Source organism: Bradyrhizobium sp. BR 10289, from assembly GCF_019455385.1.
Taxonomy (GTDB): Bacteria; Pseudomonadota; Alphaproteobacteria; order Rhizobiales; family Xanthobacteraceae; genus Bradyrhizobium.
Window position 1 is genome coordinate 513,914 of sequence record NZ_JACOFR010000001.1, and the last position, 20,405, is coordinate 534,318.

At 64.2% G+C, this 20,405-nt stretch carries 26 protein-coding genes; 18 read left to right on the forward strand and 8 right to left on the reverse strand.

Annotated features, from left to right (window positions below; translation table 11 throughout):
• Positions 1–12 precede the first annotated feature (12 nt).
• Complete coding sequence (locus tag HYH08_RS02600) at positions 13–378, forward strand: hypothetical protein (RefSeq protein ID WP_220008166.1); 366 nt, start codon at positions 13–15, stop codon at positions 376–378.
• 5 nt (positions 379–383) lie between these two features.
• Here the strand turns inward: HYH08_RS02600 and HYH08_RS02605 are convergent, their stop codons facing one another.
• Complete coding sequence (locus HYH08_RS02605; RefSeq protein ID WP_220008167.1) at positions 384–629, reverse strand: DUF6719 family protein; 246 nt, start codon at positions 627–629, stop codon at positions 384–386.
• A gap of 67 nt (positions 630–696) precedes the next feature.
• Complete coding sequence (gene pdxR / locus HYH08_RS02610) at positions 697–2,160, reverse strand: MocR-like pyridoxine biosynthesis transcription factor PdxR (protein WP_220008168.1); 1,464 nt, start codon at positions 2,158–2,160, stop codon at positions 697–699.
• Between the two features lie 75 nt (positions 2,161–2,235).
• Here pdxR and HYH08_RS02615 point away from each other — a divergent pair, with 75 nt between their 5' ends.
• From HYH08_RS02615 to kynU, 5 genes are all read left to right on the forward strand, one after another.
• Positions 2,236–2,961, forward strand: coding sequence for a pyridoxamine 5'-phosphate oxidase family protein (locus tag HYH08_RS02615; protein ID WP_220008169.1), 726 nt, complete (start codon positions 2,236–2,238; stop codon positions 2,959–2,961).
• A gap of 52 nt (positions 2,962–3,013) precedes the next feature.
• Positions 3,014–4,291, forward strand: coding sequence for an ArgE/DapE family deacylase (locus HYH08_RS02620; RefSeq protein WP_220008170.1), 1,278 nt, complete (start codon positions 3,014–3,016; stop codon positions 4,289–4,291).
• A gap of 239 nt (positions 4,292–4,530) precedes the next feature.
• A complete protein-coding gene (locus HYH08_RS02625; protein WP_220008171.1) occupies positions 4,531–5,340 on the forward strand; it encodes a hormone-sensitive lipase in 810 nt (269 codons plus the stop codon).
• A 34-nt stretch (positions 5,341–5,374) separates the two neighbouring features.
• On the forward strand, positions 5,375–6,214 hold the full coding sequence (kynA, locus tag HYH08_RS02630) for a tryptophan 2,3-dioxygenase (RefSeq protein WP_220008172.1): 840 nt from the start codon (positions 5,375–5,377) through the stop codon (positions 6,212–6,214).
• A gap of 8 nt (positions 6,215–6,222) precedes the next feature.
• Positions 6,223–7,425, forward strand: a complete 1,203-nt coding sequence (kynU, locus tag HYH08_RS02635) for a kynureninase (protein ID WP_220008173.1) — start codon at positions 6,223–6,225, stop codon at positions 7,423–7,425.
• Between the two features lie 171 nt (positions 7,426–7,596).
• Here the strand turns inward: kynU and HYH08_RS02640 are convergent, their stop codons facing one another.
• Positions 7,597–8,376, reverse strand: a complete 780-nt coding sequence (locus HYH08_RS02640) for a cobalamin-binding protein (protein ID WP_220008347.1) — start codon at positions 8,374–8,376, stop codon at positions 7,597–7,599.
• 117 nt (positions 8,377–8,493) lie between these two features.
• Here HYH08_RS02640 and HYH08_RS02645 point away from each other — a divergent pair, with 117 nt between their 5' ends.
• Both HYH08_RS02645 and HYH08_RS02650 read left to right on the forward strand, forming a co-directional pair.
• Positions 8,494–8,892: a PaaI family thioesterase gene (locus HYH08_RS02645; RefSeq protein WP_220008174.1), complete on the forward strand. Its 399-nt coding sequence runs from the start codon at positions 8,494–8,496 to the stop codon at positions 8,890–8,892.
• Positions 8,893–9,044: 152 nt separating this feature from the next.
• Positions 9,045–9,656, forward strand: a complete 612-nt coding sequence (locus tag HYH08_RS02650) for a GNAT family N-acetyltransferase (RefSeq protein WP_220008175.1) — start codon at positions 9,045–9,047, stop codon at positions 9,654–9,656.
• Positions 9,657–9,730: 74 nt separating this feature from the next.
• On the opposite strand, the gene HYH08_RS02655 is transcribed toward HYH08_RS02650, so the two are convergent.
• Together HYH08_RS02655 and HYH08_RS02660 are read right to left on the reverse strand one after the other, a co-directional pair.
• A complete protein-coding gene (locus tag HYH08_RS02655; protein WP_015686575.1) occupies positions 9,731–10,036 on the reverse strand; it encodes a hypothetical protein in 306 nt (101 codons plus the stop codon).
• A gap of 95 nt (positions 10,037–10,131) precedes the next feature.
• Positions 10,132–10,815 carry a DUF2161 domain-containing phosphodiesterase gene (locus HYH08_RS02660; protein ID WP_220008176.1) on the reverse strand — a complete coding sequence of 228 codons (684 nt, stop codon included), beginning with the start codon at positions 10,813–10,815 and terminating at the stop codon, positions 10,132–10,134.
• Positions 10,816–10,956: 141 nt separating this feature from the next.
• Here HYH08_RS02660 and HYH08_RS02665 point away from each other — a divergent pair, with 141 nt between their 5' ends.
• A complete protein-coding gene (locus HYH08_RS02665) occupies positions 10,957–11,304 on the forward strand; it encodes a GrlR family regulatory protein (protein ID WP_220008177.1) in 348 nt (115 codons plus the stop codon).
• Here the strand turns inward: HYH08_RS02665 and HYH08_RS02670 are convergent, their stop codons facing one another.
• Entirely contained in the window at positions 11,305–11,985 is a 681-nt protein-coding gene (locus HYH08_RS02670) for an SDR family oxidoreductase (protein ID WP_220008348.1), read from the reverse strand. It lies immediately after the preceding gene.
• A 23-nt stretch (positions 11,986–12,008) separates the two neighbouring features.
• A complete protein-coding gene (locus HYH08_RS02675) occupies positions 12,009–12,767 on the reverse strand; it encodes a tyrosine-protein phosphatase (protein WP_502787388.1) in 759 nt (252 codons plus the stop codon).
• 69 nt (positions 12,768–12,836) lie between these two features.
• On the opposite strand from HYH08_RS02675, the gene HYH08_RS02680 reads away from it, so the two are divergent.
• On the forward strand, positions 12,837–13,163 hold the full coding sequence (locus HYH08_RS02680) for an MliC family protein (RefSeq protein WP_220008178.1): 327 nt from the start codon (positions 12,837–12,839) through the stop codon (positions 13,161–13,163).
• A 111-nt stretch (positions 13,164–13,274) separates the two neighbouring features.
• Here the strand turns inward: HYH08_RS02680 and HYH08_RS02685 are convergent, their stop codons facing one another.
• Positions 13,275–13,478, reverse strand: coding sequence for a DUF2735 domain-containing protein (locus tag HYH08_RS02685; RefSeq protein WP_220008179.1), 204 nt, complete (start codon positions 13,476–13,478; stop codon positions 13,275–13,277).
• A 27-nt stretch (positions 13,479–13,505) separates the two neighbouring features.
• Between HYH08_RS02685 and HYH08_RS02690 the strand changes: the two genes are divergently transcribed.
• From HYH08_RS02690 to HYH08_RS02725, 8 genes are all read left to right on the forward strand, one after another.
• The gene (locus tag HYH08_RS02690) at positions 13,506–13,925 is read left to right on the forward strand and encodes a hypothetical protein (RefSeq protein ID WP_220008180.1); all 420 of its coding nucleotides are present in this window, start codon (positions 13,506–13,508) and stop codon (positions 13,923–13,925) included.
• Between the two features lie 92 nt (positions 13,926–14,017).
• Positions 14,018–15,052 (forward strand): glutamine synthetase beta-grasp domain-containing protein, encoded by a 1,035-nt coding sequence (locus HYH08_RS02695; RefSeq protein ID WP_220008181.1) that lies wholly within the window; start codon positions 14,018–14,020, stop codon positions 15,050–15,052.
• Positions 15,053–15,285: 233 nt separating this feature from the next.
• On the forward strand, positions 15,286–15,972 hold the full coding sequence (locus HYH08_RS02700) for a substrate-binding domain-containing protein (protein ID WP_220008182.1): 687 nt from the start codon (positions 15,286–15,288) through the stop codon (positions 15,970–15,972).
• A gap of 32 nt (positions 15,973–16,004) precedes the next feature.
• Entirely contained in the window at positions 16,005–16,826 is an 822-nt protein-coding gene (locus HYH08_RS02705) for a tetratricopeptide repeat protein (RefSeq protein ID WP_220008183.1), read from the forward strand.
• A gap of 55 nt (positions 16,827–16,881) precedes the next feature.
• Entirely contained in the window at positions 16,882–17,031 is a 150-nt protein-coding gene (locus HYH08_RS02710) for a hypothetical protein (RefSeq protein ID WP_084292415.1), read from the forward strand.
• A 260-nt stretch (positions 17,032–17,291) separates the two neighbouring features.
• Positions 17,292–17,996, forward strand: coding sequence for a hypothetical protein (locus tag HYH08_RS02715; protein WP_220008184.1), 705 nt, complete (start codon positions 17,292–17,294; stop codon positions 17,994–17,996).
• Between the two features lie 133 nt (positions 17,997–18,129).
• Positions 18,130–18,780: a nucleoside/nucleotide kinase family protein gene (locus HYH08_RS02720; protein ID WP_220008185.1), complete on the forward strand. Its 651-nt coding sequence runs from the start codon at positions 18,130–18,132 to the stop codon at positions 18,778–18,780.
• Positions 18,781–19,113: 333 nt separating this feature from the next.
• A complete protein-coding gene (locus HYH08_RS02725; RefSeq protein ID WP_220008186.1) occupies positions 19,114–20,394 on the forward strand; it encodes an amidohydrolase family protein in 1,281 nt (426 codons plus the stop codon).
• The last annotated feature ends 11 nt before the right edge of the window (positions 20,395–20,405 follow it).

The following is a 20,405-nucleotide window of genomic DNA, read 5'->3' on the forward strand; positions in this document are numbered from 1 at the left end:
GCAAAGGCCATCATGTTCCTTCGTTTCTGCGCCGCAGTCTTCGTCTCCCTTCTGACCATCAATTCGGTGCAAGCTCAGGTGCGTGCGCCCTCGCGACTGCCCGATCCGCGCAGCGAATTCGTGCGCCAATGCGCGCCGCACATGCTCGGGCGCTGGGAACATCCAGAAGAGGTTTGCGGCTGTCTGCATGACCATGCCGCAGCCGTCGTGGAGGATCGCGATCTGCGCGAGGCGTTGCTGCGCGGCATCAGCGAGACCGGCGTTCCCACGATCGAGACCGATTGGGTGCCGACGTCAAAGCAAAGCGAGATCGGACCGACCTTCACCAAGATCGCCAAGCCGACCCTGCAGTGCATGTTCGATCCGGCGAAGTCTTAAAGCGCTCACTTCGTCTTCGGACCAAACCGTGGCACGCAGGTCGCCGTTCGCGCCACGCCCTTGTCGGTCATCTTGGCGCCGCGCACTTCCTTGACCTGCCCGGCGGGGCAGGTTCCATCGTCCACCTGCACGCGCTGGCCAAGCTTGAGATCGGTGATGTCCTGCTCGCGTCCGACAGTGACCGCGTGCGCCGTCGTCGCAAACGTTGCGGAGATCAGGAGCGAGAAGCAGACTGCATAGCGCAGAAGCATAGCGAAAGGTCCCGGCATCGGTGCTGCAATGTAGAGACGGCCTGGCGATTCTGATAGTGAACCTTTGTCACGCCCGCCTTGCCGGCTTTCCCCTCGCGCGCAACGCCGTGCGCGATTCCCGCGCAAGCCGCTCGGCGGACGCCACGAGGTGTGGAACCGCGTGCCCCGAAAATCCCAGGACGAAGCCGGGCAGGGGGCGTGTGCGCGAATAGGTGTCGGCCAGCAGCCAGCCTTCCGCGCCGGCAGCGTGCTTGGCCTCAGCGGCCACCGACAAGTCAACGGACGGATCGAAGCGGGCAACGAGGTGTAGCCCTTGCGAGGGCACCGGCACGGACAACGCGCCGTCGGACTCGGCTTGCAGCGTCCCGGCCAGCGCATCGCGCGCCTCGCGATAGAGCTTTCGCACCCGTTTCAAATTCGCGGCGAACGCGCCGGAATTGAGCATGTCGGCGACCGCGCCCTCCATTAGCGTGCCGGGGAAGCGGTCGAGCGCGGCGCGCGCGGCCGTGACGTCGGCGATCAGCCGCTCGGGCAGGGCGCAATAGCCGATGCGCAGGCCCGGAAACAGTGTCTTGGCGAAGGTGCCCATGTAGATCACGCGCTGGAGATGGTCGATGCCGGCGAGCGACATCAGCGGCGCGCCGTCATAGCGGAACTCGCTGTCGTAATCGTCCTCCAGCACGAAGGCGCCGGCCTGCTTGGCCCAGTCCAAGAGTTCCAGCCGGCGCGGCATCGACATCTGCACGCCCAGGGGAAACTGGTGCGACGGTGTGACATAGGCCGCGCGTGCGTTAGGCCCGGCAGTTCGTCCTTTGGCGACACGCATGCCATGCTCGTCGACGGGAACGGGCACGGCGCGATAGCCGCAATGCAAGATGGTTTTTCGCGCGGCGGGGTAGCCGGGGTCCTCGCACCAGACCTGGTCGTTCGGCTTGACGATCGCACTCAGCACGATGCGCAGCGCGTGCAGTGTGCCTGATGTCAGCATGATCTGGTCGGGATCGCAGCGCAGGCCGCGCACCGACAACAGATGATCGGCGATCGCAGCACGCAACTCGCGGCTGCCGCGCGGATCGCCGTAATGCAGATGCTCGGCGCCGAACGCGCGCATGCGCCGACCGACGAAGGCACGAAAGCGCTGCACGGCGCGCTGGTCGATATGGGTGCAGCCGAGCGCGAACGCGCCTTGTCGCGGAGCCTCGACTACGACCTTCGACTTCTTCGGCTCCGCCGCGCGCGCCGGGATGCGCGCGGCAACGAACGTTCCGGAGCCGACGGTCGCGTCGGCAAAGCCGTCGGCGATCAGCCGCTCATAGGCGGTGACGACGGCGTTGCGCCGAAAGCCGGTCTGCTTCGCCAGCGTTCGCGACGGCGGCAGCGGCTCGCCCGGCTTGACGAGGCCGGAGACGATCATCTCGCACAGTGCCTGGTACAGCCGGTGTGCAGATGACGCGCCGGCTGTGATGTGCGCCCCGGTGAGGTTGAGCGGCAGCTCAGGCTTGGCTGGAGAATTGGTCGGAATTTTTTGCATGGAATTGGCACTATCGCAGACCAAATCCGCGGCTACAACTCTCCTGGAATTGTTCCAGGCATGACAGGAGCGGCCGTGAGCCAGACCGAAAGCCAAAATTCTTATCCGACCTCGGCGCGCAACCAGGTCAAGCGCCGTCACGACCGCGGCTTCTACGATTACGAGACCGTCCATCGCATCCTGGATTCCTCGATGCTTTGCCACGTCTCCTATGTGATTGACGGCCAGCCCTATTGCACGCCGACCTTCTTCTGGCGCGAAGGGACAAAACTCTACTGGCACGGTTCGAGCGCGAGCCGCATGCTGCGCAACCAGACCAGGGGCGAGCGTGTCTGCCTCACGGTGGCCCATCTCGATAGTCTCGTGCTCGCGCGCTGCGGCTTCAACCACTCCGCCGACTATCGTGCGGTAATGGCGTTTGGTACCGCCTATCTCGTCGCCGACCCCGAGGAGAAGCAGCGCGCGGTGATCGCGATGGTCGACCGCTTCTTCCCGAACCGCACCGCGAGCCTGCGGGCCAGCAACACCCAGGAGATCAAGGCGACCTCCTTCATCGCGATGGAGATCGAGGAGGCCTCGGCAAAGGTCCGCGCCAAGGGCGTTGCCGATGACGACGAGGACTACGAATTGCCGATCTACGCCGAGCGCATTCCGGTGCGCACGGTGCTGGGCGCGCCTGAGCCTTGTCCGCGCCTGCTCGACGGCGTGACCCGGCCTGCGACGCTCGCTGGCTATTCGGAAGGCCGACTGCTCGAAGATGCATTGCGGGATGCATATTTTGTGGAGTACCCGAACGGCTGAAATCGGCTAGCTTGCGCGCTCCTTGAACCGTTCGAATGCCTGGAGTTGCCTGATGAATGCCGAAACGCAGCAGAGGATTCTTGACGCCGTCGACGCCGGCTTCGAAGCCCAGCTTGCGACCACACGCGATTTCGTCGCGATCCCCTCGACCCGGGGGGCGGAGGGGCCGTGCCAGGATATGATCGGCGATCTCCTGCGCGGGCGCGGCTACGAGGTCGACGACTGGCACATCAATGTCGACGATTTGAAGGACCTGCGCGGCTTCGGGCCGATCGAGCATGATTTCTCCAGGGCCCGCACCGTGGTGGGCACATACCGTCCTTCAACCGAGGCCGGAAAGTCGCTGATCCTCCAGGGCCACTGCGACGTGGTGCCGGCGGGCCCGCTGGAATTGTGGGACACCCCGCCGTTCTCGCCCGTCATCAAGGACGGCAAGATGTTCGGCCGCGGCGCCTGCGATATGAAGTCGGGCACGATCGGCGCGCTCTATGCGCTCGATGCGATCAAGGCCGCCGGCCTGAAGCCGACCGCGCGCATTCACTTCCAGTCCGTGATCGAGGAGGAGAGCACCGGCGTCGGCGCGCTCTCGACGCTCCAGCGCGGCTATCGTGCCGACGCCTGCTTCATTCCGGAGCCGACCGGCGGCAAGATGGTGCGCTCGCAGGTCGGCGTCATCTGGTTCCGCCTGCGCGTGAAGGGCCATCCGACCCATGTCGCCTTTGCCGGCTCGGGCTCCAATGCGATCATGGCGGCCTATCATCTGGTCCACGCCCTGCAAAAGCTCGAGATCGAGTGGAACGAGCGCGCCAAGACTGACCGTCACTTCAAGACGCTGAACCATCCCATCAACTTCAACCCCGGCATCATCAAGGGCGGCGATTGGGCTTCAAGCGTGCCGGCCTGGTGCGATGTCGATTGCCGCATCGCGATCCTGCCGGGCTGGTCGGTCGCCGATCACCAGAAGGAGATTCTGGCCTGCGTCGCCGCAGCTTCCCGCAACCACCGCTTCCTCGCCAACAATCCGCCGGAGGTCGAATGGTCCGGCTTCCTGTCGGAGGGCTATGAGCTGACCGACTCCGCCGCGCCGGAAGCCGCCTTCGGCAAGGCCTTCAACAAGGTCTATGGCGGCGCGGTCGAGGACCTCGTCTTCACCGCGCTCACCGACACCCGCTTCTATGGCCTCAATTACGGCATCCCGAGCCTCTGCTTCGGCGCCAGCGGCGGCGAGATGCACGGCTTCAACGAATATGTCGACCTGGACTCGCTGAAGAAGACGACCAAGGCAACGGCGCTGTTCATCGCGGAATGGTGCGGGGTAGAGAAGGCGTAGGAGCGAGTCGCGATCTCTCCGCCGTCGTTGCGAGGAGCCTTGCGACGACGCAATCCGGACTGCTGCTGAGGCGACAGACTGGATTTCTTCACTGCGCTCGCATGACGAGTTTGCCGGCCTGCTGCCTGAAACGCGGGCTGATCCAAATGCTTTAAGCTTAAAAGAAAGACTAGGATGCCGGCCGCGCCGGTGGCAGACTGGCTTCCAATCGCAAGCCTGAGTCCGTCGAGGGAGTAGCAATGCGTGATTGGGATGATGCTTACGCCAACTCGGCCCATATCCCGGGCTCGGACAAGATGCCGGCGCAATGGGCGGAGCGGGCGGCCGCCTATCGCGCCGGGCTGAAGGAGTTCCGTGCCGACATCGCCTATGGGCCCGGTGAACGTCAGCGCCTCGACCTGATCCTGCCCGACGGCGACAGCAAGGGCCTCGTCGTCTTCGTCCACGGCGGCTACTGGATGCGCTTCGACAAATCGACCTGGAGCGATCTTGCCGAAGGCGCGCGCCATCATGGCTGGACGGTCTGCCTCCCAAGCTACACGCTGACGCCGGCCGCGCGCATTTCCGACATCACCGCAGAGATCACCGCCGCCATCGCCAAGGCGGCGTCGCTCGTTGCTGGCCCGATCCGGCTCGCTGGGCACTCAGCCGGCGGCCATCTCGTTACGCGCATGCTGTGCGATGACAGCCGGCTCGAGCCTGCGATCTTCAACCGTATCGCAGGCACGCTCTCGATCAGCGGCCTGCATGATCTGCGTCCGCTCTTGAAGACCAAGATGAACGATACGTTGCGCATGACCATGGAGGAGGCGACGCTCGAAAGCGCGGCGCTGCATCTGCCGCGCGGGCATTCGCCCGTCACGGCCTGGGTCGGCGGCAGCGAGCGGCCCGAATTCATCCGCCAGTCCGACCTGATGGCCAATGTCTGGACCGGCTTTGACGTGCCGACGCGCCTCGTGGTGGAGCCTGCGCTGAACCATTTCACCGTGATCGACGGGCTGAAGGATCCGTCGTCGCAGATCACCGCGCGCCTGATCGGCCTCGACTGACGAGGGCGGGGATGATCGATCGAAAGGGCCAGCCATGACGTCCAGCGGTTACGATCCCTCAAACGAAGGCGCCGAGACGGATTTCGCCCGGCGCATGTCCTATGGCGATTATCTCGCGCTCGACGCGATCCTCGGCGCGCAGCATCCGCTCTCGGAGGCGCATGACGAGATGCTGTTCATCATCCAGCATCAGACCACGGAGCTGTGGATGCGGCTCGCCATCCACGAGCTCAGCGCCGCGCGCCGTGCCATCGCCAGGGACGAGGTACAGCCGGCGATGAAGATGCTGGCGCGGATGTCGCGCATCTTCGAGCAGCTCAACGGCGCCTGGGATGTGCTGCGCACGATGACGCCGAGCGAATACACCCGCTTCCGCTCGCAGCTCGGTCAGTCCTCGGGCTTCCAGTCGCGGCAATACCGGCTGATCGAATTTTTGCTCGGTAACCGCAACCACGCCATGCTCAAGCCGCACGCGCACGATGCGGAGACGACGAAGCTGCTGGAAGCCGAGCTCGCGACGCCGAGCCTCTACGACGAGGTGCTCAGGCTCGCCGACCGCAACGGGCTCAAAATGCCGGCGGCGGTGCTGGCGCGCGACGTCCGCGAGACTCACAGTTTTAATGAGGGCGTGCTCCAGGCCTGGCGTATCGTCTACGAGGCGCCGGAGGCGCACTGGATGCTCTATGAGCTCGCCGAGAAGATGGTCGATTTCGAGGACTATTTTCGGAGATGGCGCTTCAACCACGTGACGACGGTCGAGCGCGTCATCGGCTCCAAGCGCGGTACCGGCGGCACCGGCGGCGTCAGCTATCTCAAGCGCATGCTGGAGGTCGAGCTGTTTCCCGAACTCTGGCGCGTCCGCACCATTCTGTAGAAACATCCATGACCAGATATCGCGTCTACGACGATACCAAGGCTCTGTTCCATCTGCCTGAGGGCGTGATCTATCTCGACGGCAATTCGCTTGGCGCGCTGCCGCTTGGCGTTGCCGAGCGCGTCAATCGCGTCATCACCACCGAATGGGGCAACGAGCTGATCCGCGCCTGGAACACGGCGGGCTGGTACGCCCAGCCGCGCCATGTCGGCGATCGCATCGCGCGGCTGATCGGCGCGGAAGCCGGCTCCGTCATGGTCGGCGACACGCTGTCGCTCAAAGTCTATCAGGCGCTTGCGGCCGCGCTCGACATGAACGCATCGCGCAAGGTCGTCCTGTCCGATACCGGCAATTTCCCGACAGATCTCTACATGGCCGAAGGACTGATCGCGACACTCGGGCGCGGTCATCAGCTGAGCCTGGTCGCGCCGGAGGAGATCGAAGCCGCGTTGTCGGAGGAGATCGCCGTACTCTACGTCACGGAGGTCGATTACCGCACCGGCCGTCGTCACGACATGGCCAAGCTGACGGCGAAAGCGCATGCGCTCGGCATCGTCACGGTCTGGGATCTCGCCCATTCGGCCGGCGCGCTGCCGGTCGATCTTGCAGGGTGCGGCGCGGATTTCGCCGCGGGCTGCACCTACAAATACATCAATGCCGGTCCCGGTGCGCCGGCCTTCCTCTACGTCGCGCCGCGGCACGCAGACGGTGCGCGCGCGGCGCTGTCAGGTTGGATGGGGCACGCAAAACCCTTTGCGTTCGAGCTTGGTTATGCGGCCGCCGGAGGCGTCGAGCGTATGCGCGTCGGCACGCCGCCGGTGCTGGCCATGGCTGCGCTGGAGGCCTCGCTCGATATTTGGGACCGCGTCGATATCGCCGAGGTCCGCGCGCGCTCGCTGGCGCTCGGCGATCTCCTGATCGCGGAGGTCGAGCGCCGCTGTCCGTCGTTGAAGCTCGTCACCCCGCGCGCGCACGCGCACCGCGGTTCGCAGGTCTCGTTCGCCTTCGACGGCGGATATGCCGCCATGCAGGCCCTGATCGCCCGTAATGTCATCGGCGATTTCCGCGCGCCTGACATCATGCGGTTCGGGATCACGCCGCTCTACATCGGTGAAAGCGAGATCATCCGTGCGGCCGAGATCATCGAGCAGGTGATCGCGGGCGAGGTGTGGCGGCAGCCGCAGTACCAAGTCGTCAATGCGGTGACGTGAGGAGGTCTCTTGCCCCGGACGCGGCGCAGCGCCTCTTGGCGGTGCGCTGCAGAGCCGGGGCCCATGCCGTACCGGAAGCCGTCGCGAAATGGGTCCCGGCTCAGCGCAGCAACGCCAAGGCGTTGCAGCGCGTCCGGGACACGAGAGCGTCGGCCGGTCACGCTATTGCGCTTAACCCCAGAGCGCCTTCACGATTGCATCGAGCCCATCCGTCAGGGCGGCCGGTCCCGGCTGCAAGATGATCGACGACTTGATCTCAACGATGCGATTGTCCCGTACGGCCGGAATGTCGCTCCAGCCATCACGCTGCTTGATGCGTGCGGGAACGACCTTCTTCCCGCACCATGACGCCAGGATCACCTCGGGCTTGGCCTCACACACCGCGTCCGCCGAAACGACGCGATCCTTCGCCGCCTGACAATGGCCTAGCCCGGCAAACACATCCTCACCGCCGGCGATCTCGATCAGCTCCGATACCCAGCCGATGCCGGAGATCAACGGCTCGTCCCATTCCTCGAAATAGACTCTTGGCCGCGGCGAGGGGTGGGATGTTGCGGCGATTGCGGCGAGGCGTTGCTCGAAACCCTCCGCGAGTTCCGCCGCGCGCCCGGCGGCCCCGACCAGTGCACCCAGCATCCGGATCATCGCCAAAATGCCAGCGACGTCGCGCTGGTTGAAGACATGGACATCGACCCCGGCGCGGACGAGATCGGCAACGATGCCGGCCTGAAGATCGGAGAAGGCCAGCACCAAATCCGGTTCCAGCGCGAGGATCTTCGGGATGTCCGCCGAGACGAAGGCCGATACGCGTGGTTTCTCCCGTCTGACCTGCGGCGGGCGGACAGCGTAACCGGAGACGCCGACGATGCGATGCTGCTCACCGAGCAGATAGAGCGTCTCGACGGTCTCTTCGGTCAGGCAGACAATGCGGCGGGGCGGGAAGTGACGCATGGTGGACCATATGCGCTGATGCCGCAGGGATGTCACGGTGGCCATGACCTCGCACGTCATTGCTTTGCCGCGCGAAGCCATTCACGTTGAGGCAACAATGTATTGGGAGGAAATCCGATGACGCCGCTCGAGAAACTTAAAGCGATGAAGATGCCGTTCGCCGAGCTCAAGGGCGTCGAATTCGTTGAGGCCGAGAAGGATCGTGTGGTGGCGCGGATGACGGTCCGCCCCGACCTCTGCACGCTTCACCACACCATCCATGGCGGCGCGGTGATGGCGCTGGCCGATTCCGTCGGTGCTGCCGCGACCGTGATCAACCTGCCGGAGGACGCCAAGGGCACGACCACGCTGGAGAGCAAGACCAACTTCATTGGTGGGGCCAAGGAGGGAACCACGGTCATTGCCACGGCGACCCCGGTGCACCGGGGGCGGAGGACCCAGGTCTGGACCACCAGGCTGGAGACCGAGGACGGCAAGCTGGTGGCCGTGGTGACCCAGACGCAGCTGGTCCTGTAAGACTACGGGGCCTTGATTTTGTTAACGAAATAGTCGCTTCCGGTGCCACTAACTTAGGCAGGCTGCCGACTTGAAAAATTTGATGCGTCGCACAATATAGGGGGCCTAGGGATTCGAACGCCTCCTCGAGGGACACCAAGAGGAGTTTTGACGTGACACTTGAAGAGACCGTTCGCGCGACGTCCGTTCCAGGCTACGTGCGGACCCTGAGCCGGCAGGAAGAATTGCCGCTTCTGCGCGATCACCTGCTGAGACTCGATGCCGCCAGCCGGCATGACCGCTTCAACGGTTTTCTCGACGACAGTTTCATCGAGCGCTACGCCGCCCGCTGCGCCGAGGACGGCACCGTGATCGTCGCCTATATCGTCGACGGCGTGGTCCGCGGCGCGGCTGAGCTGCATCCGCCGGAGGGCGATTCGCTGCCCGAGGTCGCCTTCAGCGTTGAGGCCTCGGCGCGTCGCCAGAACGTCGGCACTATCCTGTTCAGCCGCTTGATCGCCGAAGCGCGCTGGAAGGGTTTTAAGTGCCTGCGCATCACGACCGGCGCCGAGAATCACGCGATGCGGGCGCTGGCCCGGAAGTTCGGCGCAAATCTGCAATTCCGCCACGGTGAATCGACCGGCACGATCGATCTCACCAAGTCGCCCGAAGCCGAGCTCGCGGATCTTGCGGCCTCGCCGTTCGCGGCAGGTCGCGCGCTTCTCAGCTTCAACTCGACCTGCTGGAAGATCATCTCCAGCATGTACGGCAATCGTGCCGCCTGAAGCGAAAGCCGCCTGAATCAAAAAGCGGACCGGCTGAAACCGGTCCGCTTTTGTATTGGCACAGGCGATAAGGCTCAGGTGCCGGTGCGTTTGTCGTTGCCGAAGCGACGGACGACGCGGCGCTCGACCACCACGGAGCGCTGCGCGCCCTGTTCGCCGGCGATCACGCGCGTGGCGGTGATGCGGCTGTTGGTGCGGGCCTGCTTCTTCACCTCGGCCTGAACGACGTCGAGCGGCATCCCCATCAGCGCTGCGGCGATCTCGGCCTGCTGCTCCTGGTCGTCGGTGATGCCGACGGCGGCGAAGATCGCTTCGTCCAGGGTGGGCGGATCGTGACGCACGCGACGCGTGCCATATTTGGTATTCCAGTCTGCGCTCATAACGGCCTCGATGTGATGCCGGGATACCTAGTGCCAGAGATGTTGCATTGCAATATGAAATCCGTGTGGCATCTCAGCTATGCACCGGTCAGGTGTCATGGCGGTGACGCGACACCGCCATCGCCGGCTCGCTGCTGCGGCCAGCGCTTCAGCGCGGCATGTCCCGCCTCGGTGAGCCGGTAGATTCCCCGCTCGGTGCGTTCGAACCAGCCATACACATTGTTAAGCATGATCTTGCCGGCGTCGGGGCAGCGCTGGCGCAATTCGCTGACGCGGCGCGGGCCCGCCGCAAGCTCGCAGGCGCAGGCCAGCGCCTGCTGACGATAGGCCGTCATGATCGGCGCGCGCGTGCTGCCGCCGAGCACGGGATCGCCCTGGCGGCGCTGATGCTCGGCGACGAGACGCGAGCGAACTTTCGGCTCGCGGCGCGGTGCTGCGGTTGGCGGTTTCACCAGCACTTCGACCTGGCCGCGATCGGTTACCCCGAGCATACCGAAGCCGAGCCGGCGGCAGAGATTGCGATAGCGCGCATCGCTCTCGCGCCCCTTGCCGCGCGATGACATTTTTGCGGCAATCCACACCTCGTCGCCGGCAGGCGCGCGATCGACGGCTTGCAGGATCAGCTCGAGATTGAAGGCGAGCTTGAGCTCGCCGATCACCACGACCGGCGGATCGCCGGCGCTGAGCCCCACGAGATCGCAGCCGCCGATCTCGCCCTTGACCGAGAAGCCGAGCTGTTCGAGGAAGCGTTTGACGGGGAGATAAAGCTCGGTTTCCAAGGAAAGCTTCCGGGTCTGGCGCGCGGATCAGAGAATCAGTTGCCGTCAGTCTAGCCCGGATCGGACACGGAGCTTTGCGCCATTTGATCGGAACCGGTGCTGCGGTTATTCTGCGGCCGGATAGCCGGGCGGCTTGCAACGATGACAATCAGGAACGGGCTCTATCACATCCGCATCGAGATGCTGGATGCGGTCCAGGGCGGCAACCAGGGCGTCATGGTGCTGCGTGACGGCACGATGCGGGGCGGCGATTCATTCTTCTATGCCTATGGCAGCTATACCTCCGCCGATGGCAAGTGGAAGGGCGAGCTGACCAATGAGGAGCACTCGCCCTCGTTCGACCAGCGCCCGGTATGGGGCCGCAAGGTCGTGACCATCGGCTTCAGCGGGACCTACACCGACGAGACCGCTTACGGCGAGGGCATCGCGCTTGCCGGCAAGCAGAGCATCCGCTTCAAGGGCAATCTGCGGCTGCTGGTACCGGATTGATCAGACGCGCCCTCCCACCGGGATCAGCGCGCCGGTGATGCCGCTGGCGGCGTCGCTTGCGAGGAACAGGATCACTTCCGCGAGCTCCTGCGGCGTCACCCATTTGGAAAAGTCCGCTTTCGGCATGTCGGCGCGGTTGGCCTTGGTGTCGATGATGGAGGGCAGCACCGCGTTCACGGTGACCTTGCCCTTCCACTCGCTCGCCAGCGCCTCGGTGAGACGATGCACGCCGGCCTTCGACGCGGCATAGGGAGCCATGCCGGAGCCCGCCTGGAGCGCGCCCATGGCGCCGATATTGACGATGCGGCCGGCGCTGGATGCAGCGAGATGCGGCAGTGCTGCGCGCGAGCTATTGAGGGCGGTCAGCACGTTGAGCGCATGCATGCGCTGCCAGGTCTTGATGTCGCCGTCACCCACGGTCTCTAAGGCGAAGCCGCCCGCGATATTGATCAGCGCGTCCAGCTTGCCGAAATGTCTTGCGGCAGCCTCGACCGCCGTTTTTGCCTGCGCGGCGTCGGACAGGTCGACCCCACCGATCTCGATGCTTTCAGCGGTTGCGGGGACTTGCGAGGTCGCATGATCGATGCCGGCGATCCGTGCACCGCGAGACTGTGCGATCTCCGCGACGACTTTGCCGAGAGCGCCCAGCGCGCCCGTGATGATCAGAACCTTGCCTTGCATCATTGGTCTCCCGGCGCGGCCGCTTACGATTGCAGATAACGCTCCTTCAGCGCGGCTTGCTCCGATGTGCCGAGCTTGAGGCCGTCGCGCAAGTAGGTTTCGAGGTCACCGTAGTCCTTGCTGACGGCTTCGAACGCAGCCGCAAGATATGAGGCTTCGACCTTGCCGATGGCATTGCGCACGTCCTCGGGCAGGTCGGTGGCTGCCGCGGCGTCGCGCTTGTAGTGCTGGTTGGTCAGCAGATAGTCCTCGGCAATGACCTCATCGGCCACGCCCAGCGCATGCAGGATCAGCGCGCTGGCAAAGCCGGTGCGGTCCTTGCCGGCGGTGCAGTGGATCACGAGCGGCGCGTGGTCCTCCAGCAGATGGCCGAACAGGGCGCGAAAGCTGTGGGTGTTGTGGCGGACATAGTTGCGGTAGGACTCACGCATCAGCTCGAGCGCGACCGGTGCGGTCAGCGTGCCCCTCGCGAGCTCGGCGCGCAGACCGGCCACGACCGTCGGTTCGATCGGCAGCGAGTGAACGGTGATCTCGTTCACGACGCAGACGCCGGCTGCGCGCTCCTCCAGCCCACGAAAGTCGAATGCGCTTTTGACGCCAAGCGCGCGGACGATCTCGACATCGGCCGCGGTGAGCTGGCCGAGATGGTTGGAGCGGAAGATGTGTCGCCAGCGCGTCATGCGGCCGTCGGTGGTCGGATAGCCGCCGAGATCACGAAAATTGCTTGCGCCTTGCAAGGCGAGGTGGCGGGTAGGGGAATCTTTCAGGGAGGAATCTGGCATGAGATCAGCTTGGGCGATGTTTCCATTGGACCCACGAGCGGCGTCCTTGAGTGCATTCAGGGGGTAATCATGGGCCGGCACAAGGCCATTGTCTTGGCGATCGCCATGCTGGCGGGCGGAATGATCAACGCGCGACAGGCGGCCGCGCAGACGTTCCGGACCTATCGCTGCACGGATGGTACGCAGTTCATTGTCGGGTTTTATGACCACGACACGCGGGCCTTCCTCCAGATCGACGGCGCGCCGGTCATGCTCGAGAGGCGGCTGGCGCTATCTGGCGCGCGCTATTCGGGGGCGGGGATCACGTTGAGGATCGCCAAGACCGGAGCGACCACGGTGAAGCACCTGAAGCGGCCGGCGACGGCCTGTGCGGTGGTCGAAAAGCCCATGCTCTAGCCGTAAGGCCGGCCAGAATCAAAAAGGGCCGAAACCTCGTTGTTTCGACCCTTTTTCAAACTGCCGACAGGCGCATGTGAGAGCGCTGCGGTATCAAACCAAACGCGGGCATCAGCGATCCCATTTCGGCTTGGCTTCATCGACCGCTTCCTGATGGTACCAGCTGCCGCTGCAGATCGTCTCGTTCACTGGGAGCGAGAGGCGGTCGGCGGGAAGGCGGGCCTCACCGTAGCGGCGTCCCGCGAGAGCTGCGCGGCCCCCGACAGGAAATTGATAGATCGTTGCCGATCCCTGACTCAGTCCATTGTTCATCATCGCGGTATCTCCTTCGGGCCAAAGCGCTTGACCTCCATGGTGCGCCCGACTCGTTCGATTGTGGTTACTGGAATCCCCATATCGGCCGCGCGTCCCGAAATGCAAAGTGCTGAAAAGGAGATCAGTTTCAGCCCATTTTGTGGGCAATTTGCCGTCTGCATCCTTCAAGGCACGGTGTCCGTGACTAACGCTTGGGCCATTGCGAAGGTTGCGGGCGGGGGACGAAGACTTTACGAAAATTGCCGGCCGTTGATGCGCGTTTCATCGGCAACCTTCGGCAGCGCGCCGTCTGCTCCAGAATCAGGCTTTTTCCGCAGGATTTTTGCAGTGCGGCTTCACGACAAGGTGCGCGCCTATGACGCAGGCCGCTGTGGACGGTTTGCCGTCATCGCGGCGGCTCCCGCCGCAGGGGAAAAACGCCCGCAGTGCGGCCTTTTGGCACGTTAAATGCTTGTAAACGGGCGGCCGATGGTGGCCGGGTAACAATCGTGCGGGGGCCTTCAGGCCCCCACCTTTCGCATCATCTACAGAGAGGCTCAATGACCAAGTATAAGCTCGAGTACATCTGGCTCGACGGATATACGCCGACTCCGAACTTGCGCGGCAAAACCCAGATCAAGGAGTTCGCGTCGTTCCCGACGCTCGAGCAGCTTCCGCTCTGGGGCTTCGACGGCTCTTCCACCCAGCAGGCCGAAGGCCACAGCTCCGATTGCGTGCTGAAGCCGGTCGCGGTGTTCCCGGACGGCGCCCGCACCAACGGCGTGCTGGTGATGTGCGAAGTCATGATGCCCGATGGCAAGACCCCGCATCCGTCCAACAAGCGCGCCACCATCCTCGACGACGCCGGCGCCTGGTTCGGTTTCGAGCAGGAATATTTCTTCTACAAGAACGGCCGTCCGCTCGGCTTCCCCGAGTCCGGCTATCCGGCTCCGCAGGGTCCGTACTACACCGGCGTCGGCTACTCGAACGTCGGCGACGTCGCCCGCAAGATCGTCGAGGAGCATCTCGACCTCTGCCTGCACGCCGGCATCAACCATGAAGGCATCAACGCGGAAGTCGCGAAGGGCCAGTGGGAATTCCAGATCTTCGGCAAGGGCTCCAAGACCGCTGCCGACCAGATGTGGATGGCCCGCTACCTCATGCTGCGCCTGACCGAGAAGTACGGCATCGACATCGAGTTCCACTGCAAGCCGCTCGGCGACACCGACTGGAACGGCTCGGGCATGCACGCCAACTTCTCCACCGAGTACATGCGCACCGTCGGCGGCAAGGAGTACTTCGAGGCGCTGATGGCCGCCTTCGACAAGAACCTGATGGACCACATCGCCGTCTACGGCCCGGACAACGACAAGCGTCTGACCGGCAAGCACGAGACCGCGCCGTGGAACAAGTTCAGCTACGGCGTTGCCGATCGCGGCGCCTCGATCCGCGTTCCGCACTCTTTCATCAACAACGGCTACAAGGGCTATCTGGAAGACCGCCGTCCGAACTCGCAGGGCGACCCCTACCAGATCGCTTCGCAGATCCTGAAGACGATCGCGTCCGTCCCGGCTGACAAGAAGGCCGCGGCCTAAAGATCCTCCCGGCCCGGGCGAGGGGGCTGGCCCGGGTTGGCATTCAATCCGCCGGAGCTGCAAGGCTCCGGCGGATTTTTGTATTCCGATGGCAACGCTCGTTGCGTGTCTGTCGGTCTTCCAGGTTTCTAGGCCGGTTTGACGTCTGTCCATCACCGGCGAAACCCGGATAGAGTGTGTCCGGATGCGCTCAAGCTGATGCACCGCGCCTGAACGCTACTCCGGGACTCCACATGACAAACTCCATTCGCATGCTCTCGACGCTCGGCCTGATGGGCGCGATGCGCAGCCTGTCCGCCGCCTTCGAGGCCGCCAGCGGTCTTCGGGTCGATGCCGATTTCGCCCCGACGCTGGCGCTGCTCAAGCGGCTGCGCAGCGGCGAGGCGGCCGATCTCGTGATCCTCACGCGCGAAGGGCTCGACGAGATCATCGGCGAGGGCCGGGTGATTGCCGACGGCGCGGCCGATCTGGCGCGCTCCTACGTCGGCATCGCCGTGCGGGCAGGGCAGACACATCCCGATATCGCCAGCGAAGCTGCGCTGCGCGCGACGCTGCTTGCGGCGCGCTCCGTTGCCTATTCGCGGCTCGGCGCCAGCGGCGTGTACTTCGCCCAGCTGATCGCGCGGATGGGGATCGCCGAACAGATCAACGCCAGGGCCACCATCGTCGAGCAGGGCTTTACGGCGGAGCGGCTCGTCAGTGGCGAGGCCGACCTTGCCGTGCAGCAGATCAGCGAGCTGAAGCAGGTCGATGGCATCGAGGTTGTTGGTCCAGTGCCGTACGAGTTGCAGACGCCGGCGGTGTTCTCCGCCGGCCGCATCGCGACCACTGGGAATGCCGAGGCCGCCGAAAGGCTGCTGCGCTATCTGGCATCGCCGGAGGTCGTGCCTGTGCTGCGCCGATCGGGACTCGAGCCTTGAAATCGCCGGCACGCGGACGCAACGTGGTATCCATGCGAACCTGTCTCCTTGCCATTCTCCTCGCGCTTGCGGTGCCGGTTATGGCGCATGCGCAATCGGCCGACCTCGTCCTCTGCGATCGCCTCGCTGCCGATCCCAGCGATCCCGACAAGCCGGCCGATGTGAAGGGCGTGGCCGAGATCGCGGCCGCCGACGTCGCAACCGCCATCAAGTTCTGCAAGCAGGCGGCATCATCGTCGCGCCGCGCGATGTTCGCGCTCGGCCGCGCCTATGCGGCCAACCGGCAGACCGCCGAGGCGATCGCCGCCTGGCGCAAGGCGGCCGACAAGGGATCGAGCGCGGCCATGGTCGAGCTCGGGGTCGTCTACGGCACCGGGGCAGGCGTTGCCAAGGACGAGGCGCAGGCGCGAAAGCTGTTCGAGAAGGCGGCGCAGGCGGGCAATCCTCGCGGCGTCAGCAATCTTGCCGCGCTCGGCGGCGCCGGTGGTGCCATGCCGGCCGATCCCGCGCAGGCCCGCGCACTGCTGGCCAAATCCGCCGAGACAAACGCGGAGGCGCAATACCAGCTCGGCCTGATGCTCTCCGAAGGCACGGGCGGTGCCAAGGACGACGTCGCGGCGCGTGCGCTGTTCGAGAAGGCGGCGGCGCAAAACCATCCCGGTGCGCTGGAGCGGATGGGCGCCTTCGCGCAGGAGGGCCGCGGCGGTCCGAAGGACAAGGACGCCGCAAAGGCCTATTACGAACGCGCTTCAGCGCTCGGCGACGAGGACGCCAAGGCGGCGCTGGAGCGGCTGCGCTGCCCCTACGCGATCAAGGACAAGCAGGGCAAGCTCGTCACCACGCTGTGCTTCTGAGCGGAACCAGCCTGCCTGCAGGCCGTTGATCGGCGACAAGCAGGAGGCACGGATCATGATCCGCAAGCTCGCATCCGGCGAATACCGGCTCTACTCACGCAAGGTCAATCCGAAGACCGGCAAGCGGCGCAATCTCGGCACCTTCAAAAGCCGCGCGGCGGCCGAGAAGCACGAGCGCGATGTGCAGTATTTCAAGCGTCACTGACGCCCCGGAGATCGCCGCCAAACCAAATTTCGAAAACAACCCCATGCACAGTAGACGGTGCATTGAAATCACGGCGCAATCGCAAGAATTGCGGATTTTACGAAATTTCTCTTGACCCGTCGGGCAAAACAGTGGCATGATGGCATCTTGCCGCGATGGCTCCGCGGGTTGCCCCCTGCGCGGAAAAGCCGGATGGCTTCGCTGCAGCGCCGGTGCTAGGCAGCCGGCGACTCTTTTTTCGATGTTGTGGGCTCATTGCGTTGCTGGACGGACTGTACAAGGTTGAATACGGCGTCAACGACGCGTTCGGCCGCAGCATCATGTGCCTGCACGATGGCAAGATGCTCGGCGGCAATTCGGGTTTTGCGCATCTTGGCAGCTATACCGAGCAGGACGGTGAGATCGTTGCCGAGGTCATCACCGAACGGCACAATCTCGATCCCAACTACAAGCCGCTGATGGGAGCCGATGTCGCCTCGATCGGCGCGCGTGGGCGGCTTCACGGCAATCAGATCCGTCTGCAGGGCGGTGCCGACACCATGCCGGGAGCACCTTTCTGGGCCAATCTCACGCGGCTCGACGACGGTGCGCTGCCGCCGCGCGGCACGATCGGGCAGGGCGGGATCGCCAACGGGCTCTACGGGATGAGCCTGCGCGCGCTCGACGGGGTCGATGCCTCCCTCTCCGGCGTGATGCTGCTGATCGACGGCCGCATCCTCGGGGGCGATGCGTTCTTCTACTATCTCGGCTCGTACTCGTCGGCCGACGGCCGCTGGAAGGGCGAAATGCTGAACCAGGAGCATACGCCTGCGAAAGGCGAGAGCCCGGTGTTCGGCGGCTACGAGGTCGGGATCGGTTTTTTGGGGACCTGCACGGAAGACAGCGGCGAGCTCGAAGGCATCGCGCTCGCGGGCAAGCGGAGCCTGCGCCTCGCGGCTTCGCTCAAGCTGATGCGAAGGGCGTAGGCGGCGGAGAGTTCGTCGCGTCTGGAGGCGACGTCGAGGGCATGCGCTTCGGTGTCGGCCAGGGGCCCGATTGCGGACGTCATCGGCTTCATTGTAGATTCAGGTCTCTCCCGCCCGGCGCATTTCAATCCAGATGGATAAGAGAAAGAAATTTCTATCCGGCTTGGCTGATCGCCTGGTTTTAACCTCGCCAGATCGGATTGCTCGGATCGCCATCGACGGTGTGGACGGGGCAGGAAAGACCACATTCGCTGATGAACTCGGAAGCTTCATTGCGTCCAAGGGGCGGCCGGTCATTCGAGCGTCGGTAGACGGATTTCACAATCCCAAGGTCGTCAGGTATCGGCATGGCCGACATTCTCCGAAAGGCTTTTTCGAGGACTCCTATGATTACCCGGCATTGAAACAACACCTGCTGGACCCGCTAAGCCCCGGTGGTTCTCGCATCTATCGTCGAGCCATCTTCGATCATGTGACCGACGACATCGTACCTGCCATTGATCTGGAGGCATCGCCGTCTTCCATTTTGCTGATCGACGGCATTTTTCTGCATCGGCCCGAACTGCTCACCTATTGGGACGTTTCGGTCTTCCTCCGAACTGACTTCGCCGTGTCCATTGCCCGGTGCGCCTCGCGCGATGGCTCGTCGCCGGACCCTGAGGCTCCATCGAACCGGCGTTACGTTGAGGGACAGCGGCTCTATCTTCGCACCTGCCAGCCGGAAGCGAAGGCCACCCTCGTCATCGATTACAACGATCTTTCGCTCCCCTCGCTTGTGATCTGAGCAGATCGAGCAACTATGGCCGCTCGGGGCCTTGGCAAATGTGTTGCGGAGCAAATCGCAACGACAATCTGGTATCCGACCATCCGCGCCGCCAGGAAGGTGCTCAATCGACATGGCCTGATAGGCCCAGCGCTCGCTTAGTCGGCATTTGTCTTCGAAGGTTCACGCATCCCAGAATATTTTGTGGCTCCTCAGCACCGGTGAGCCGTCATAGGATTTATCGTTTGGGGCGAAGCGGCCCCGGTCCGATTGCACGCATGTGGAACGGACACATCGAGCCGTCCGCCGATATGCCGTCGGTCATCGAACGAGAATAAACCACAGGGGAGCATCATGTCCGCGTTGTCACGTCGCGATTTCCTGGCACTTTCGACATCAGCCGCAGCCGTCAGCCTCGCCGCGCCTGTGCGGGCCGCGATGGGGCCGAACGACAAGTACGATCTGGTGATCCGCGGGGGAGAGGTCCTCGACCCCAGCCAGTCTCTGCGCGCCAGGCGCGATATCGGCATTCGCTGGGGCCTCATCGAGACCGTCCAGGAGACGATCCCCGCCGAGCGCGCGCTGAAGAGCATCGATGCGTCCGGTAAGCTCGTTATGCCGGGTCTCGTCGACCTGCATTGCCACGTCTACCCCTACGGCTCGGCGATCGGTATTCCCGCGGACGAGCTGGTACAATTCCAGGCCACGACGACCGTCGTGTCGGCGGGCGACGCCGGCGTCAACAATCTCGCCGCGTTGCGCCGTTTCATCGTGGCCCAGACGCGGGCGCGGATGTATGCCTTCGTCCACATCGCAAATAACGGCTTGTCGGCGTTCCCGGTCGCCGAGCTCTACAACATCGACAACGCACAGACCGAAGCCTGCGCGATGGCGCTTGCCGAGAACCCGGACTTCCTCCTCGGGGTCAAGGTGCGCATGTCCGAGAACGTGATCTTCAAGCATGGGCTCGAGCCGCTCAAGCGCGGGATCCAGGCCTGCGAGATGTGCGGCTGGCCGGCGAAGATGATGGTGCATATCGGCGGCGTCGAGTCCAAGGAGCTGATGTCGCAGATTCTGGATCTGCTGCGGCCGGGCGACGTGCTGACGCATGCCTATTCAGGTGCCCCGAACATGTCCAACCTCTTCACGAATATCGTTCAGGAGGGCAGGTTGCTGCCTGCGGCTCTGGCGGCCAAGCAGCGCGGCGTGCTGTTCGACGTCGGTCATGGTGGCGGCAGCTTCGATTTCACCGTCGCGGAAGTCGCGATTCCCGGTGGGTGCACGCCGGACACCATCTCCTCCGACATCCACGTCTTCTCCGGCAATACGCCGGGCACGCCCTTCCTGCCCAATGTGATGAGCAAGTTCATGACGCTTGGCTTCACGCTGGAGCAGGTGGTTGCAATGGCGACCACAGCGCCAGCGAAGATCATCAATCGCGCGCCGAAAATCGGCACGCTGCAAGTCGGTGCGCCCGCCGACGTCGCGATTATGGAGCTGGTGGAGGGGCCGGTCAGCTTCGTCGACACGCGCAACAACAAGAGAGACGGGACGGCTCAGCTCAAGCCGATCCAGACCGTCATCAACGGCGTGCCCTTCGGCCGGCCGTATCAGGCGCCGTTCGCAGTGAGGTAGCGGGAACCAGC

Coding starts and splice junctions, on each gene's coding strand:
- HYH08_RS02680 (WP_220008178.1), top strand. CDS start 12,837: ATGGGCCGGCACAAGGCCATTGTCTTGGCGATCGCCATGCTGGCGGGC.
- HYH08_RS02600 (WP_220008166.1), top strand. CDS start 13: ATGTTCCTTCGTTTCTGCGCCGCAGTCTTCGTCTCCCTTCTGACCATC.
- HYH08_RS02725 (WP_220008186.1), top strand. CDS start 19,114: ATGTCCGCGTTGTCACGTCGCGATTTCCTGGCACTTTCGACATCAGCC.
- kynU (WP_220008173.1), top strand. CDS start 6,223: ATGACCAGATATCGCGTCTACGACGATACCAAGGCTCTGTTCCATCTG.
- HYH08_RS02670 (WP_220008348.1), bottom strand. CDS start 11,985: ATGCAAGGCAAGGTTCTGATCATCACGGGCGCGCTGGGCGCTCTCGGC.
- HYH08_RS02620 (WP_220008170.1), top strand. CDS start 3,014: ATGAATGCCGAAACGCAGCAGAGGATTCTTGACGCCGTCGACGCCGGC.
- HYH08_RS02700 (WP_220008182.1), top strand. CDS start 15,286: ATGACAAACTCCATTCGCATGCTCTCGACGCTCGGCCTGATGGGCGCG.
- HYH08_RS02665 (WP_220008177.1), top strand. CDS start 10,957: ATGACAATCAGGAACGGGCTCTATCACATCCGCATCGAGATGCTGGAT.
- kynA (WP_220008172.1), top strand. CDS start 5,375: ATGACGTCCAGCGGTTACGATCCCTCAAACGAAGGCGCCGAGACGGAT.
- HYH08_RS02645 (WP_220008174.1), top strand. CDS start 8,494: ATGACGCCGCTCGAGAAACTTAAAGCGATGAAGATGCCGTTCGCCGAG.
- HYH08_RS02675 (WP_502787388.1), bottom strand. CDS start 12,767: ATGCCAGATTCCTCCCTGAAAGATTCCCCTACCCGCCACCTCGCCTTG.
- HYH08_RS02655 (WP_015686575.1), bottom strand. CDS start 10,036: ATGAGCGCAGACTGGAATACCAAATATGGCACGCGTCGCGTGCGTCAC.
- HYH08_RS02695 (WP_220008181.1), top strand. CDS start 14,018: ATGACCAAGTATAAGCTCGAGTACATCTGGCTCGACGGATATACGCCG.
- pdxR (WP_220008168.1), bottom strand. CDS start 2,160: ATGCAAAAAATTCCGACCAATTCTCCAGCCAAGCCTGAGCTGCCGCTC.
- HYH08_RS02685 (WP_220008179.1), bottom strand. CDS start 13,478: ATGATGAACAATGGACTGAGTCAGGGATCGGCAACGATCTATCAATTT.
- HYH08_RS02625 (WP_220008171.1), top strand. CDS start 4,531: ATGCGTGATTGGGATGATGCTTACGCCAACTCGGCCCATATCCCGGGC.
- HYH08_RS02720 (WP_220008185.1), top strand. CDS start 18,130: ATGGATAAGAGAAAGAAATTTCTATCCGGCTTGGCTGATCGCCTGGTT.
- HYH08_RS02605 (WP_220008167.1), bottom strand. CDS start 629: ATGCTTCTGCGCTATGCAGTCTGCTTCTCGCTCCTGATCTCCGCAACG.
- HYH08_RS02705 (WP_220008183.1), top strand. CDS start 16,005: ATGCGAACCTGTCTCCTTGCCATTCTCCTCGCGCTTGCGGTGCCGGTT.
- HYH08_RS02710 (WP_084292415.1), top strand. CDS start 16,882: ATGATCCGCAAGCTCGCATCCGGCGAATACCGGCTCTACTCACGCAAG.
- HYH08_RS02640 (WP_220008347.1), bottom strand. CDS start 8,376: ATGCGTCACTTCCCGCCCCGCCGCATTGTCTGCCTGACCGAAGAGACC.